This is a genomic window from Proteiniborus sp. MB09-C3 (assembly GCF_030263895.1).
In the GTDB taxonomy this organism is placed as follows: Bacteria; Bacillota; Clostridia; order Tissierellales; family Proteiniboraceae; genus Proteiniborus.
Genome location: NZ_CP127161.1, coordinates 3,648,918 through 3,664,301, shown reverse-complemented (window position 1 = coordinate 3,664,301; position 15,384 = coordinate 3,648,918). Strand labels below are relative to the sequence as shown.

Genomic DNA, 15,384 nt, shown 5'->3' with positions numbered 1-15,384 from the left:
CCTTATAATGGCTAGAAATAGCTATTGTAAGGTTTGATTTATTTAAGGGACTAATGTCTATTTTATAAAACTAGTCTATTTTGGGTTAATTTTTTATAGGCGTAGAGAACTTTATGTTATACTAAAAGAAGAAGATTATTAAAGGGAGTGCTTATCTTGCTGACTATATTGCTCAAAAATCTAGTTGATAGAGTTGGAATCATTTTAGTTTTGGCACTTTTTCTTTCGAAGATTGGATTGTTTAGAAAGTTAGTTTCAAAACAAAATATTAATAAAAAAGATAAAATATATTTATCTATTATATTTGGTGTATTCGGCATAGTGGGAACCTATACTGGAATTCCCATACAAGGAGCAATAGCTAATTCTAGAGTCATGGGTGTTTTTGTAGGAGGATTATTGGGAGGACCTACAGTAGGACTTTTGTCAGGAATAATAGCCGGCGGTCATAGGGTATTAATAGATATAGGAGGATTTACTTCCATTGCTTGCGGTATATCTACTCTTCTTGAAGGAATTATGGCAGGGGTATTAAGAAAAAAATTTGAAAAGAGCAGATATAGAATAATCTTTGCACTTATTTTTGGCCTCTTGGCAGAAGTAATGCAAATGGTCATTATCCTTACAGTTGCTAAGCCATTTAGTGAAGCATTAGAATTAGTGAGGGTTATTGGGATACCAATGATTCTTGCAAATGGCATTGGTATAGCTGTATTTATTGCCATAACTGATAGTATTTTTAAGGAAATAGAAACCGAGTCCGTTTATCAAGCACAATTGGCTCTAAAAATTGCAGATAAGACTCTGGCATACTTTAGAAAAGGCTACAATGAATCTACTGCTAAGGATGCTGCAAAGGTTATTCAAGAAATGACCAAGATTGAGGCAGTAGCATTTACAGATACTGAAAAGATATTGGCTCATGTAGGAATAGGTGAGGATCACCATCTATCGGGTGCTCATTTGCAAACAAATTTAACTCGTGAAGTTTTACAGTCTAATAGATATATTGTTGCGAATACAAAGAAAGAGATAGGTTGCCATCATGAGAATTGTTCATTAAAGTCAGCAATAATTGTTCCGATTCGAGAAGTCGACAAGGTCATTGGAACCTTAAAGCTATATAAGGGTAAAGAAAATTCAATAACGAAGGTAGAAATAGAATTAGCCCTAGGGCTAGCACAAATATTCTCAACACAAATAGAATTAAGTAAGGTAGATTATCAGAGGGAATTATTAGCTAAATCTGAATTAAAAGCTTTACAGTCACAAATCAACCCTCATTTTTTGTTTAATGCAATTAATACCATAGTTTCATTAACAAGAACTCAGCCAGATGATGCACGAAGATTACTCATTCATCTAGGAGATTATTTTAGAACAAATCTTGAACAGGAAATAGAGGATGTGGATTTAAACAAGGAAATAGAGCATATTAACTCCTATATTGAAATTGAAAAAGCAAGATTTGGGGATAAACTGGAAATCACATATGATATACCAAAGGACATAAACTGTAAGATACCACCATTAATACTTCAACCCTTAGTGGAAAACGCAATAAAACATGGAGTCATAGACAAGATTGAAGGCGGAAAAGTTGAAATAATTGCAAGAGAAAATGAAAATGCTACTGAGTTAATAGTTAAGGATAATGGAGTTGGAATGAGTAAGGATTTATTAGATTCATTATTTGAAGAAAAGGATAATAAGGAAAGCATTGGACTAAAAAACGTAAATGAAAGGTTAAAGAATAAATATGGGCCTAAATATGGGATAAGAATTGAGTCAGAACTAAATGTAGGTACAATAGCGACTATTGAAATCCCTAAGCATTAGGAGGTAGAACATGTATAGATGCTTAATAGTAGATGATGAAATGCCAGCAAGACAGGAATTGATATATATTCTAAGAGGCATTGAAGGTATAGATGTTGTAGGGGAGGCATCCCACGGTATGGAAGCCTTGGAACGAATTGAGGAACTAAAACCTGATATTGTTTTTCTAGACATTCAAATGCCACAGATGAGCGGAATAGAAGTAGCTAGGCGATTGTCATACAAGGATGAAAATGTTCCAATTATAATATTTGTTACAGCCTATGACCAATTTGCTTTAGAAGCCTTTGAAGTAAATGCCATAGACTATTTATTGAAGCCCATAAGAGAAGATAGATTAGAAAAAAGCTTGAAGAAAATCATATCTACTGAAAAAGAAAAACCTAGGAAGGATAAATTAGAGAAACTAATAGAGTATGTTGAGTTAAACACTAAAAAAGCTCTCCAACGTATATCTTTATACCATCAAGGCAGGCTTATACCAATAGAGACTAAGGATATAATCTATATAACTACTGAAGGTAGAAATACTATAATCCAAAGCAATAAGGGTAAATTTGAAACAAACCATACACTGAATGAATTAATGGAAGGTTTAGATTCAACAACATTTTTTAGGAGTCATAAATCATATATAGTGAATCTAAACTATATTGAATCCATAGAGCCTTGGTTTAATTCTACCTACAATATTAATTTAAAGGGTAATGGTACTGTAATTCCAGTAAGTAGAAATTATTCTAAAGAGTTTAAAAAAATAATGAATATAGAATGAATATGCATTTGGGACTCCTAAATTGCATCTTAAATATGAAATAAAACCTCTTATACATAAAACCTCATTTACTGATATATAGTGATATATAATTTATGTTAAATAAATGTATAAGGAGGTTTTTTCGATGTTACAATTTATTATTGGAATTATTATACTTGCAGTAGGCTATTTTATTTACGGGAAAGTAGTTGATAATCATTTTGAAATTGATGACAGTAGAGAAACACCTGCTATAAGATTAGAGGACGGTATAGATTTTGTCCCTATGAGCTGGTTTAGGATTTTCCTAATTCAATTACTTAATATTGCAGGATTAGGACCTATATTTGGAGCTATCCAAGGAGCTTTATTTGGACCAATGGCATTTGTATGGATTGCTTTAGGATCTGTTTTCGCAGGAGGGGTTCATGATTATTTTTCAGGTATGCTTTCTCTTAGACATGATGGACAAAGTATATCTGAAATAGTGGGGATTTACTTAGGAGAAGGTATTAGAAAAATAATGAGGGTATTCTCAGTTGTGCTATTAGTTTTAGTAGGTACTGTATTTATGCAAGGACCAGCGGGATTGTTAGCTAATATTAAATTATTCGGATTAGACAACGTGAATATATGGTTAGCAATAATATTTGCTTATTATTTTATAGCTACAATATTACCAGTTGATAAATTAATCGGCAAGATATATCCGATATTCGGTATATCATTACTTATAATGGCTGGTGGAATAGGTACTATGATATTAGTAAAAGGTTATGAATTACCAACCTTCACAGTATCTAGTCTACACCCTGATGGATTACCAATATGGGCTATTCTTTTTACTACAATTGCATGTGGTGCAATTAGTGGATTTCATGCGACTCAATCACCTATGATGGCTAGATGTATGCCAAAAGAAAGCTATGGTAGAAGAATATTCTATGGTTCAATGATAGCAGAAGGAGTAATAGCTATGATCTGGGCAGCTGCAGCCATGGTGTTCTTTAATGGAGTTCCAGGATTAGCAGATGCTTTAAATAATGGCGGTGGGGCTGCAGGAGTAGTAAACACTATTTCTAATACTTTATTGGGACCTGTAGGCGGTTTATTAGCTATGCTAGGAGTCGTAGCAGCGCCTATTACATCAGGAGATACTGCTTTTAGATCTGCAAGACTTACCATAGCAGATGCTATGAAATATGAGCAAGGACCAATAAAGAAAAGATTGGTATTAGCCGTACCTTTATTCATTATTGCTTTAGGCCTAACTAGAATTGACTTCAACATTATATGGAGATACTTTGCATGGTCAAATCAAACATTGGCAATGATAGTTTTATGGGCGGCATCAGCTTATTTAGTTAAAGTCAATAAAAGCCACTGGATGGCTAGTATTCCTGCTACTTTTATGACAGCTGTATCTGCAACTTACTTATTACAAGCTCCAGAAGGATTTAAATTATCAACTACAATAGCATATCCTGTAGGAATAGTCATAGCATTAGGAACAGCTGTATTATTTTTATTTAAAGCAAAATCAAATAAAACATTCAAGAAAAGTTTAACATTGACAAGATAAGGCAAGAGGACGTCAGACCGTGTGTGAACTGTCGCCCTGAGCGAAGCGAATGGGTCTCTAATAGCTTCAAATACAGATTCTTCACTGCGTTCAGAATGACGAAAACGTGCAGAATGTGAATTTTCACATAGTCGGACGTTTCACTTGTCTTCCCTTGTCTTGAAAAAGGGCTAAAGCCCAATGAATTTTATTGATTCATTAGGCTTTAGCCCTTAAATTATTTTTTGAAAATTATGTCAATAAGAAATATGCTTATACTTTAAAGATTATTTATACAGAGAGATACCATCGAACACCAAATTTATCAATTACATCAGCCATACATTTGCTCCAATCGCATGGACCCAATGGGTAGAGAATTTAACCATCTTTTTTTAGAATTTCATATGCTTTTTTCACTGCTTCTTCATTTTCACTACCAAATGTAATGCAAAACTGCATACTTTTCCCTGAAACAGCCCATTCATCTGATTCGCTTATACAAATAATATTCTGACCATTCAAATCAATCTCAGCGTGCATGTATGTACCATCAGGATTTCGTACATTGTAACCAAGTGTAGCATCAAAAGCTTTTTGGTAAAAATCTACTGCTCCAATACTTCCCTTTAGGTATGCCTGCAAGTTAATTCGCATAATAAACCCCTCCTGTAAAATTAATAAACCTGATAAGATTATAACATTAATTACCATATAATGTATATAGTTAAACCAATGCAGCTTATCTTTCTTTAAATCCATTATTTTTTATATAAGCATTGGCTATATTACACCTTTTCTAGCTACTTGTTTCCTTTTTTGAGAAATATATGGCATAATAATTTTACATATATAAAGTAAAGGTTTATCTAAGGAGAGCTACAATAACCTTTGGCGATATTATTGAGTATGTGAAGAAGGAAGAGTAAATACATTCATAGAATAATAAATTAGATACTAATAGCCCAAAATTGGAGGCGACTACTGATGAATTTTCATATTGCTATTTGTGATGATGAATTGTCAAGCATTCAACATATAGGATATCTTGTAGAGAGATTGGGAGAAGTCTCAGGCCACTTACTAGAAATTGAAAAGTATCCATCAAGTGAAGCTTTTTTATTTCAGTATGCAGAGGATAAATCTTACGATATACTATTGCTAGATATTGAAATGAATGGTGTTGAGTTAGCACGTAAAATTCGAGAAAATAATCGTGAAGTTCAGATTATTTTTATTACTGGCTATATGGACTATATTATCGAAGGCTATGATGTTGAGGCATTGCATTACTTGATAAAACCAGTTGACGAAAACAAGCTATATAGAGTCCTTGATAAGGCCACAGAAAGATTAAAAAAACAAGAGAAAGCTTTACCGTTACTGATTGATGGAGAAATGATACGTATTCCATTATATGAAATCGAATATATTTCAGTTGATCAAAATTATACGACTATTCATGCTGAAAATAACTATACAATAAATAGTACGAGGCAATTTTTCTATGGTATAAACAAGGAGTAAAGGAGGGAATGTGATTGATATTGAATGAGGACAAAATAGAAAATAAACAAAAACCACAATTTGGAGTTGGCAGTAATGTATTTTTTATGTTGAAGCTAGGGAGCGGTGTAAGGAAAAGCGTCATTTCACTTGCAATTGCTCAGGTCTTTATATTCATCATTCATCAACTGCTAGAGTTTTTTATAACACCTAGTGTTCTTTCTATGATCGAAAGTCGGGACTCTATTAGAAATATTATTATGATCATCCTTGCTTTTTCGGCAGGACTTCTTATTATTTCTGGACTAAAAGCTTATATTGATGAAAATACACTTTATGGACGAGTTGAAGTGCGAAGTGAAATTGTCAGAAAGGTACAACGCAAATTTATGACTACAAGTTTTCCAAACATTGAAAACCAGGATTTCCTTAAGTTGTGTAATAAAGCTACACGCTCGGTGAGTAATAATCAAGAAGCCACCGAGGCCATATGGTCAACCTTAGTTGATATATTGAAATATAGCATTTTATTAGTTGTATATTTTATTGTATTGACCCAGTTACCTCCACTTATTACGGCAGTCACACTTGGCACAACGATTTTAAGTTATTTTGCCGGCAAACGTATTAACGAGTGGGGTTATCGCCACCGTGATGAAGAAGCAGAATATGCACAGCATATGGAATATGTGGTTAAAAAATCTCAAGATTATACTTATGGCAAAGATATTCGAATCTTTGGAATGCAGCCCTGGATTCAAGATATTTATGAATCAGCTTTAAGTCTTTACCGTGGATTTCATAATCGTGCAGAGAAAATATATTTTGGAGCAGATGTTATAGATATTTTTTTATCGTTGATGCGAAATGGAATAGCCTATTACTATTTAATTAGACTGATACTGGCACAGAGGCTGAGTGCAGCGACTTTCTTGCTTTATTTTAGTGCTGTTGGTGCTTTTACAGCCCAAACACATGCACTACTGACTTCCTTTAACACACTACATAAACAAAGTCTTGATATGTCTTCCGTAAGGGAATATTTAGATTGGACAGAGACATTTGAATTTGAAAAAGGTAAGGAATTAATACCCGATTTAAATATGTCCTATAGTATTGAGTTGAGAGACGTTAGTTTCCGTTATCCTGATGCTGATTCTATGACGCTTGAGCACATAAACCTCACCATACAGCCAGGTGAAAAAATTGCAGTCGTTGGATTGAATGGTGCAGGTAAGACTACCCTTATTAAATTGATTTGTGGTTTTTATGACCCTACAGAGGGACAAGTACTTCTAAATGGTGTTGATATTAGAGAGTATAATCGTAGTGATTACTATAGAATGTTCTCTGCTGTTTTCCAAAAATTTTCTTATTTAGCTGGACCTGTTTATGTAAATGTGGCACAAAGGGATCAAGATGTTGATCAGCAGAAGGTTCATCAAGTCATTGAACGTGCTGGTTTGACGGAGAGATTAAAAAAATTGCCAAATGGGTTGGATACTCATATGGGAAAAGAAGTCTATGAGGATGCTCCTGAACTCTCTGGTGGAGAAATGCAGCGTTTAATGTTGGCTCGGGCACTTTACAAAGATGCTCCTATCATAGTTCTAGATGAACCAACTGCAGCTCTTGATCCATTGGCGGAAAGCGAAATATACCAGCGTTATAACGAGCTGACTCAAGGACGAACGTCGATTTATATTTCTCATAGACTGGCTTCTACACGTTTCTGTGATAAAATTTTATTGATTGAGAATGGATGTGTTTTTGAAGAAGGGACTCATGAATCGTTACTAGCTGACCAAGGTCGCTATGCAGAGCTCTTCCAGATACAGAGCCAGTATTATCAAAAGGAGGGCAATGGGCATGAAGAAGGATAAAAAACAAATGTCTATTCATAAAGTATGGAGACTCAATATTCGATCTATGCTTCTTTGGTGGAATAACTCTCCAGATCTCTTTGCTTCCTATACACTTCATGCAATGGTTGATGCACTATTCCCACTTATCGGAATCTATTTTTCTGCTAAAATTATTAACGAGCTCGCAGGTTCAAGAAGACCAGACCAGCTTGCTCATTGGGTTCTTCTTACACTTTTTATAGGAGTAGGAGCCCAGCTTTTGCGAGCTGTTTTGCTACGTTGGAGTAATGGCTGCTATGCTGGCACCTACTACAAATCACAAAGGTTCTATGCTGAAAAAATGTTATCTATAGACTTTTGTGATGTTGATAATTCGAAAACATTGGATTTGCTGTCACAAATTCGACAAAACGACAACTGGTCTGGGTGGGGGATAAATAGAACCATAACACACTACCAGAAACTATTGACAGCAGTCACAAGAATTATTGGCTCGATTACATTGTCTGTTACTCTGTTTAGTTCAAAGGTTGTAAATACCAGTGGTAAGCTTATTGTGCTGAATAATCCTCTGTTTATTGTCCTTATACTAGCGGTTCTTTTCTTGCTCACATGGGTATCACCTGTATTGTCAAACAAAGCGAATACCTATTGGGCAAAGGCAGCTGATAAAGCAAGAATGGGGAACCGTGTTTTTGGCTTTTATGGATTTATGGGATATAATCGAGATCGCGCATTAGATATTAGAATGTATGAGCAAGAAGAATTCTGTAGCAGCAAGATGAAGGATGACAACTCTTTTACACCTAAGGGTCTCATTGCTGCCTATGCAAGAGGTCCGATGGGGATTTTACATGCTCTATCTGCATCTATTTCTAGAATACTAACTGCAGTGGTTTACTCTTTTGTTTGCCTAAAAGCCTGGGCTGGAGCATTTGGTATTGGATCTGTCACCCAGTATATTGGTGCAATTACACAATTATCTGATGGACTATCAGATTTTATAGGCACACTTGGAGATATGCGAAACAATGCTTCTTTTCTAGAAAAGACCTTCGAATATCTAGATATTCAAAACGATATGTACCAAGGTTCCTTAACTATTGAGAAGCGGCAAGATAACAATTATACAGTTGAATTTAAGGATGTTTCTTTCAAGTATCCAAATACTGAAACCTGGGCACTGAGACATGTTTCCATGAAATTTCATGTTGGTGAACGCCTTGCAATAGTTGGCCAAAATGGCAGCGGAAAATCTACCTTTATCAAACTACTTTGCCGTCTTTATGATCCTGATGAAGGAGAGATATTACTCAATGGCATCAATATTCGCAAGTACAATTATAGAGAATATATGCAAATTTTCTCTGTGGTTTTTCAGGACTTTAAGCTCTTGGCTTTTAAATTAGGAGAAAATGTGGGCACAAGCAAAACCTATGATTACAGTCTGGTGATAAATAGCCTTAAAAAAGCAGGATTTGAGCATCGTCTTGAAGAATTAAGGGACGGACTTGATACATATTTGTATAAAGATTTTTCAGATGAAGGCGTGGAGATTTCAGGTGGAGAAGCTCAGAAAATTGCTATTGCAAGAGCCTTGTATAGAGACGAACCTTTCTTAATCTTGGATGAGCCTACAGCAGCTTTGGATCCCATTGCTGAGTTTGAAGTGTATTCCAAGCTTAATGATATAGTAGAAGATAAAACAACTGTATTCATTTCCCACAGATTGTCTAGCTGCCGATTTAGTGACCGAATAGTTGTCTTTGATCAGGGGCAGATTGTTCAAGTTGGTTCCCATAATGATTTACTTGTAGATTCAGACGGCATGTACTACACCTTATGGAATGCACAGGCAAAATATTACCAAACTGATGAGGAACGTGCACTTCTTTCGTCATAGTGTTAAAGTATAATAAGAGAAGGGGACGTTTAAGGAGGGTAAAGAGTATGAAGCTAAAAATAGCTAAAATAATAAGTATTTTGACAGTGGTGCCTGTCATCGCGTTTGCATTATTAATTATTTTATTTAGGCAATGTAGCTATGTTTTTAATAACAGTTTTGCATGGTGTATTTTTGCTTTTCTTTTTTTATTCCTAATGCCTATTTCTGCTTATGGGCTTAAAAACATAATACCAAAATATAGGAATAAAGGAAGAAGTGGTGAAAGAAAACTTGCATTCATAACGGGAGTTATGGGTTATATTATTGGTACAATAGTATGTATCATATTTAAGGCTCCAAAAGGACTAACAACAATATTTTTATCATATTTGGTTTCTGGAATAGTGCTCACATTTGTCAACAAGGTAATAAAATTTAAAGCAAGCGGACATGCATGTGGGGTATCAGGACCTATGACACTGTTCATATATTTTGTAGGCAGAAAGGCATGGTATGCATTGATATTGCTTCCAATGGTGTTCTGGTCAAGAATAAATATGGGAAGACATACTATAAAAGAATTGATTGCAGGAACTATTATTGGAATAGTATCAACTTCAATAGTGATTTTTACATATGCTTAAGCATCAAGAAAAAACATATGGATAAAGAGAATCTATTAATGTGCAAGCTAAGCTAAAAAGCAGTTTTGAAATTACTAAATAAACTAAAGAAAATCGATAATAACAGTTTGATTTATTCTGTTAGGAAATACAATATCAGAGCATACAAATAAAACAGATACCAAGTTCCATAAGGAAGAAATTAGTACTTCGTATTAATATTGAAAATATATACCAATGAAGAATAAATTCAATTAATATTATATTATAGTTTTCTTTCTCAGCTTGTTCAGGTGAAGCGTAATTAGCTTTCTGAATAAGCTCTTTTTTTATAACTCTATAAAATGATTTCATTGTTACATTACCATATGAATTTTCCTTTCTACGTTCACCATGAACGGTTCCACACTTCTTTAATAAGTAAACAGAGAGTCCTAATCTATATTTGCAATCAAGCTCCTTCTAAGAGGTGCATTTTTGCATGACTAAATTTTTCTTAGAAATAGAAAAAATAAAAGAAATATATTATGGAAGCAAAGGCAGATATGGCTATTGAGGAATCACAATAGTCTTGATATTGTAATTAACTATAAACAGTGCAAAGACCTTTGAAATAGTGAGGAATAATATGTTAAGCAAGAATGAAAAAATATAAAATTTATAAAAGTAAAGTCGGCAAAATAGCACCATTTTTATTATATAGAGACTTTTCAGAAAGTAAGTTCAAGGAGAAATGAGTCGTAGATATTGATATTAAAAATATAATCGGTGCATTAATACACCGCTAGCATATATAGTGTGGCATTTATGCACCGATATTTGTTAAAAATTTGTTGATAATTTCAAAACAATTTTTTAAAAAGGCTATTTGTAGCGGTTTAAATAATTGGCACAAAAAATGCTTATATAATAATTAGATACTAAATAATAAGTATTTGAAGAATTAACTAATAAAAATAATGAAAGAAAGAGTAAATGTATAACCTATTTGTGGCTCTTTATCAGATAGAGGTAACACATCTTGGTTTCAAAGAGAGTATGGTGTAACTCTGTCTAATAAATTTATTATATATTTAAGTTTGTTCGTTTATTATTTAACAAGGTTTTATAGGTTCCCTTTAATAATCTAAATAAATTGATAAGGAGAATTAAAGATGAGCAAAGAAGGAAAAGGTTTAGCATGGGCTGGTGTCTTTAGTATTGCATCTGTATGGTTTGGTGCGCATGTAGGAGGTGGTTTTGCTAGCGGGAGTCAAACAATGAGCTTTTTTATTCAATATGGTAAGCATGCAGCATTATTTGCTGTATTATCAATGGTTGTCGTAGGATTAACTTATCGTGAAAATATGATTATGGCACGTCATTATAATGCTTATGATTACCACTCATTTGGCAAAGTATTATTTCAACCATATAACAAAATTTTATCTCCAATTTATGACATTTGCTATATAATGGCAGGGATGTTGGCAGTTAGTGCATCTATTGCTGGAGCTGCAACATTATTAACTCAAGTCCTTGGGATAACATATTTATTATCCGTATTAATCATTGGTATATTGACACTTTTATTAAGTATGTTTGGATCAAATTTGGTTAGTAAAGCTTCTTCTGTCTTAACTATATTAATAGTTGTTTCATTTTTAGTAATTTGCGTTCAAGGAATAGGTAAAAACAGTGCGATTTTACAGCAAAACTTATCTCAATCTGTTGATGGATCAACATTTTGGAAAGGAGCTTGGAAGGCTTTAAGCTATGCTGGATTTCAATGTTTTGCATTTTTAGGTCTTTTAGGTGCAACGTCATTAACAAAAACAGATGAAGATTGTACAAAGGTAACAGGAATTGGATTTATTATTAATGGAGTTATGATTGCATTAACTGTGTTATTCATTCAAGCGTATATGCCTGACGTTGCAAAAGAAACGTTACCAATATTAGCTGCCACAAAACTTATGGGTGGAGGCTATTTAGTTGCAATTTACTCTATTGCTTTATTTAGCGCATTTCTATCTACTGCAGTTGCTGTAGTTTATGGAAATATAATGCTGTTTAGCCGTCTTTCTACTGAAAAGGGTCTTAAAATTGCAAATAACAAAAACACTTTATCTTTGATTGTAGGTATAATAATAATTTTGATTTCTATGCTAGTTTCTTCTGTAGGATTAACAAAGATTATTGCTGTAGGATATTCTTACTTTGGTTACATTGGAATTTTCTTGGTAATTTTGCCATCCTTAACTTATGGACATTTTCGAAATAAGAAACATAAAAAGAGTAACTGTAATAATTAGCTAAATATTTTCAAGAATAGGAGGATTATTATGCAAATTACAAATGAAATGAAAGATTTACGAGAATTAGTTGAAAGTTACATGGAAAAAGAAGTAGCTCCAGTAGTGGGAGAAATTGATGCCTCTGGTGAATTTCCTGAAAAAATTTATAAGGATATTTTAGATATGGGACTTCACTTGTTGGAGGTTCCTGAAGAATATGGTGGAGCGATGGTGGATCGAAAAACTGAGGTGTATATTGCGGAAGCATTAGGCAGATATGATTGTGGGATTGCCTCAGCTATTGGAGCAAATAATTCTGCATGCAGTACTATAAATTTATTTGGAACTGCTGAACAAAAAAAGCAATACTTTGATATCCTTGTATCTGGGAAATTAGCTGCTTTTTGCTTGACAGAACCAAATGCTGGCTCAGATGCAGCTTCTGTAAGTACAAAAGCTCGTTTAGAGGGAGATGAATATGTATTAAGTGGAACAAAGTGTTTCATCACTAATGGAGGAGTAGCTGGAGTATATACTGTATTTGCATCTACTGACTTATCCAAAGGAACTAAAGGTTTATCAGCGTTTTTTGTGGAAAGAGATCGTCCAGGTGTATCTATTGGAAAACATGAAGACAAAATGGGAATCCGATTATCGAATACTACCGAGGTTATTTTTGATGAATGCAGAATTCCAAAGGATCATTTAATTGGGGAAGAAGGCAAAGGATTTGTTTATGCAATGAAGACATTAGATACTTCTCGTCCTTTCGTTGGGGCTACTGGTGTTGGACTAGCACAAAGAGCTATTGATGAAGCTGTAAAGTATTCAAAAGAGCGTGTTCAATTTGGCAAGCCCATTGCCTATAAGCAAGGGCTACAGTTTATGCTTGCAGACATGCAAATCCAAACAGAAGCGGCTCGTCAGCTAGTACACCATACTGCGGAGCTGATAGACGATGGAGCAGACTATTCTATTTACTCTGCCATGAGTAAGGTGATGGGATCAGATACTGCCATGAAAGTGGCCTGTGATGCATTACAAATATTTGGCGGATACGGTTATATGAAAGAATATCCTATAGAAAAAATGATGAGAGATGCAAAGATTCTTCAAATATATGAGGGAACAAATCAAATACAACGCGTTGTTATTTCAGGAATAATGCTGCATTAATAGGAGGGATTTATAATGAATATTTTAGTTTGCGTAAAACAGGTTCCTGATACGACAGAAATCAAGATTGATCCTGTAACTAATACCCTTATACGTCAGGGTGTACCTAGTATTGTAAATACCTTTGATGCTTATGCTTTGGAATTAGCTGTTCGCCTAAAGGAAAAGGAAGGTGGAAAAATAACAGTAATTTCAATGGGACCAGAACAAGCAAAAACAGCTTTAAAGGAATGTCTATCTGTAGGGGCAGATGAAGCGTATCTAATCAGTGATCGAGTTTTTGGGGGATCTGATACTTTAGCTACAAGTTATATTTTATCTACTTATATTCGATTCTTGGAGCAAGAAAAGGGCAAATTTGATTTGATTTTCTGTGGAATGCAAGCCATAGATGGAGATACTGGGCAAGTGGGACCAGAAATTGCAGAACATCTGGGTTTACCTCAAGTAACCTATGCAATCGATATAAAAAAGGAAGGTGCTCAAACACTAATCAAAAGAGACAATGATCAGGGATACGATTGGATTGAAGTTCAAACTCCTGCGTTAATTACAGTATCCAAAACAGAATATGAGCCAAGATATGCTACTATAAAAAGCAAAATGGCTGCAAATCGAGCAGAAATTCCAGTGTTGACTTCAAAAGATGTATCCATAAACTTAGAGAAATGCGGATTAAAAGGTTCTCCGACAAAGGTGAAGAAAACCTATACACCAGTACGATCTAAAAATGGCGTAATTATCCAACAAGAAACAGTAGAAAATTCTGTAAAAGCTTTAATGTCATTACTAGTAGATTCTAAAGTACTGTAAAGGAGGCAAATCATGAGTGTGAATTCAGAATATAAAAATGTGTGGGTTTATGTTGAAACCGAAGATGGAAAAGAAAAAAAAGTAGGATTTGAATTATTACGTCCGGGCAGGGAAATAGCTGATGCATTAGGAGAAAAGTTAGTTGCCGTTATAATTGGACATAATGTACAGGGAGTAGCGAAAGAAGCCTTAGAATATGGAGTAGATGAAGTTATATTAGTTGATAATCCTGTATATAATAGGTACTTAACTGATGCAGTTTATTTATGCTTTACACAGCTAGTTGACAAATATAAGCCAAATACCATCTTAATTGGAGCAACAAGTAATGGAAGAGACTTTGGTCCACGAGTAGCTTGTAAGCTAGGAACCGGTTTAACTGCAGACTGTACTAATATTGAGTTCAACCAAGAAAGCAATAATGTAACTTGGATACGTCCAGCATTTGGTGGAAACCTTATGGCAAAAATTGAATGTCCAGATCGTCGTCCGCAAATGGGAACAGTTAGACCTGGTGTATATAAAAAACCATTACGAAATGGACAAGCAGAGGGAAAAATTATTCAAGAAGACATTTTAATACCAGAAGAAAACGTTCGAACTCGAATATGTGAAACTATAAAGGAAGTATTGGCAGAAGTAAATTTAGAAGATGCAGAAATTATTGTTTCTGGAGGACGTGGATTGGGAAAAGCAGAAAACTTCTCCTACATTCGGGAATTAGCTGAAGTATTGGGAGCAGCAGTAGGCTCATCTAGAGCGGCAGTGGATAGTGGCTGGATACCACATGCTCATCAAGTAGGACAAACAGGAAAAACCGTAGCTCCTAAAATATATATAGCTTGTGGAATATCTGGAGCAATTCAGCACTTAGCAGGGATGTCAGGCTCAGATACTATTATTGCAATCAACAAAGATCCAGATGCACCTATATTTAAAGCCGCGGATTATGGAATTGTAGGAGATCTTTTTGAGGTTATACCACAATTTATTGAAGAATTAAAAAAACACAAAAGTAATTAAAGGCTAACTAATAAAGATTACGAGAAAATTCAGCTTAAATTATATAATTATCAGTTTTTA

Annotated in this window: 12 protein-coding genes; 11 read left to right on the top strand and 1 reads right to left on the bottom strand. The window is 34.3% G+C overall.

The features are described from left to right. Window positions 1–156 precede the first annotated feature (156 nt). From QO263_RS17945 to QO263_RS17935, 3 genes are all read left to right on the top strand, one after another. Window positions 157–1,839: a sensor histidine kinase gene (locus QO263_RS17945; protein WP_285624457.1), complete on the top strand. Its 1,683-nt coding sequence runs from the start codon at window positions 157–159 to the stop codon at window positions 1,837–1,839. A gap of 10 nt (window positions 1,840–1,849) precedes the next feature. Further along, window positions 1,850–2,614 carry a LytR/AlgR family response regulator transcription factor gene (locus QO263_RS17940; protein WP_285624454.1) on the top strand — a complete coding sequence of 255 codons (765 nt, stop codon included), beginning with the start codon at window positions 1,850–1,852 and terminating at the stop codon, window positions 2,612–2,614. 127 nt (window positions 2,615–2,741) lie between these two features. After that, complete coding sequence (locus QO263_RS17935; protein ID WP_285624451.1) at window positions 2,742–4,178, top strand: carbon starvation CstA family protein; 1,437 nt, start codon at window positions 2,742–2,744, stop codon at window positions 4,176–4,178. A gap of 360 nt (window positions 4,179–4,538) precedes the next feature. On the opposite strand, the gene QO263_RS17930 is transcribed toward QO263_RS17935, so the two are convergent. After that, window positions 4,539–4,814, bottom strand: a complete 276-nt coding sequence (locus QO263_RS17930; protein ID WP_285624448.1) for a VOC family protein — start codon at window positions 4,812–4,814, stop codon at window positions 4,539–4,541. 330 nt (window positions 4,815–5,144) lie between these two features. Between QO263_RS17930 and QO263_RS17925 the strand changes: the two genes are divergently transcribed. The 8 genes from QO263_RS17925 to QO263_RS17890 all read left to right on the top strand — a co-directional run bounded on the left by QO263_RS17925 (window position 5,145) and on the right by QO263_RS17890 (window position 15,324). Beyond that, window positions 5,145–5,684, top strand: coding sequence for a LytR/AlgR family response regulator transcription factor (locus tag QO263_RS17925; RefSeq protein ID WP_285624446.1), 540 nt, complete (start codon window positions 5,145–5,147; stop codon window positions 5,682–5,684). 14 nt (window positions 5,685–5,698) lie between these two features. Then, window positions 5,699–7,546, top strand: a complete 1,848-nt coding sequence (locus QO263_RS17920; protein WP_285624444.1) for an ABC transporter ATP-binding protein — start codon at window positions 5,699–5,701, stop codon at window positions 7,544–7,546. Beyond that, entirely contained in the window at window positions 7,533–9,431 is a 1,899-nt protein-coding gene (locus QO263_RS17915; protein ID WP_285624443.1) for an ABC transporter ATP-binding protein, read from the top strand. Before QO263_RS17920 ends, QO263_RS17915 begins: the two co-directional genes overlap by 14 nt. Before the next feature lie 47 nt (window positions 9,432–9,478). After that, window positions 9,479–10,057, top strand: coding sequence for a phosphatase PAP2 family protein (locus tag QO263_RS17910; RefSeq protein ID WP_285624440.1), 579 nt, complete (start codon window positions 9,479–9,481; stop codon window positions 10,055–10,057). A gap of 1,133 nt (window positions 10,058–11,190) precedes the next feature. Further along, complete coding sequence (locus tag QO263_RS17905; RefSeq protein WP_285624438.1) at window positions 11,191–12,330, top strand: YkvI family membrane protein; 1,140 nt, start codon at window positions 11,191–11,193, stop codon at window positions 12,328–12,330. 30 nt (window positions 12,331–12,360) lie between these two features. Continuing rightward, on the top strand, window positions 12,361–13,488 hold the full coding sequence (locus QO263_RS17900; protein ID WP_352169041.1) for an acyl-CoA dehydrogenase family protein: 1,128 nt from the start codon (window positions 12,361–12,363) through the stop codon (window positions 13,486–13,488). Between the two features lie 15 nt (window positions 13,489–13,503). After that, window positions 13,504–14,301 (top strand): electron transfer flavoprotein subunit beta/FixA family protein, encoded by a 798-nt coding sequence (locus QO263_RS17895; protein WP_285624436.1) that lies wholly within the window; start codon window positions 13,504–13,506, stop codon window positions 14,299–14,301. Between the two features lie 12 nt (window positions 14,302–14,313). Then, window positions 14,314–15,324, top strand: coding sequence for an electron transfer flavoprotein subunit alpha/FixB family protein (locus tag QO263_RS17890; protein WP_285624433.1), 1,011 nt, complete (start codon window positions 14,314–14,316; stop codon window positions 15,322–15,324). Window positions 15,325–15,384: the final 60 nt, after the last annotated feature.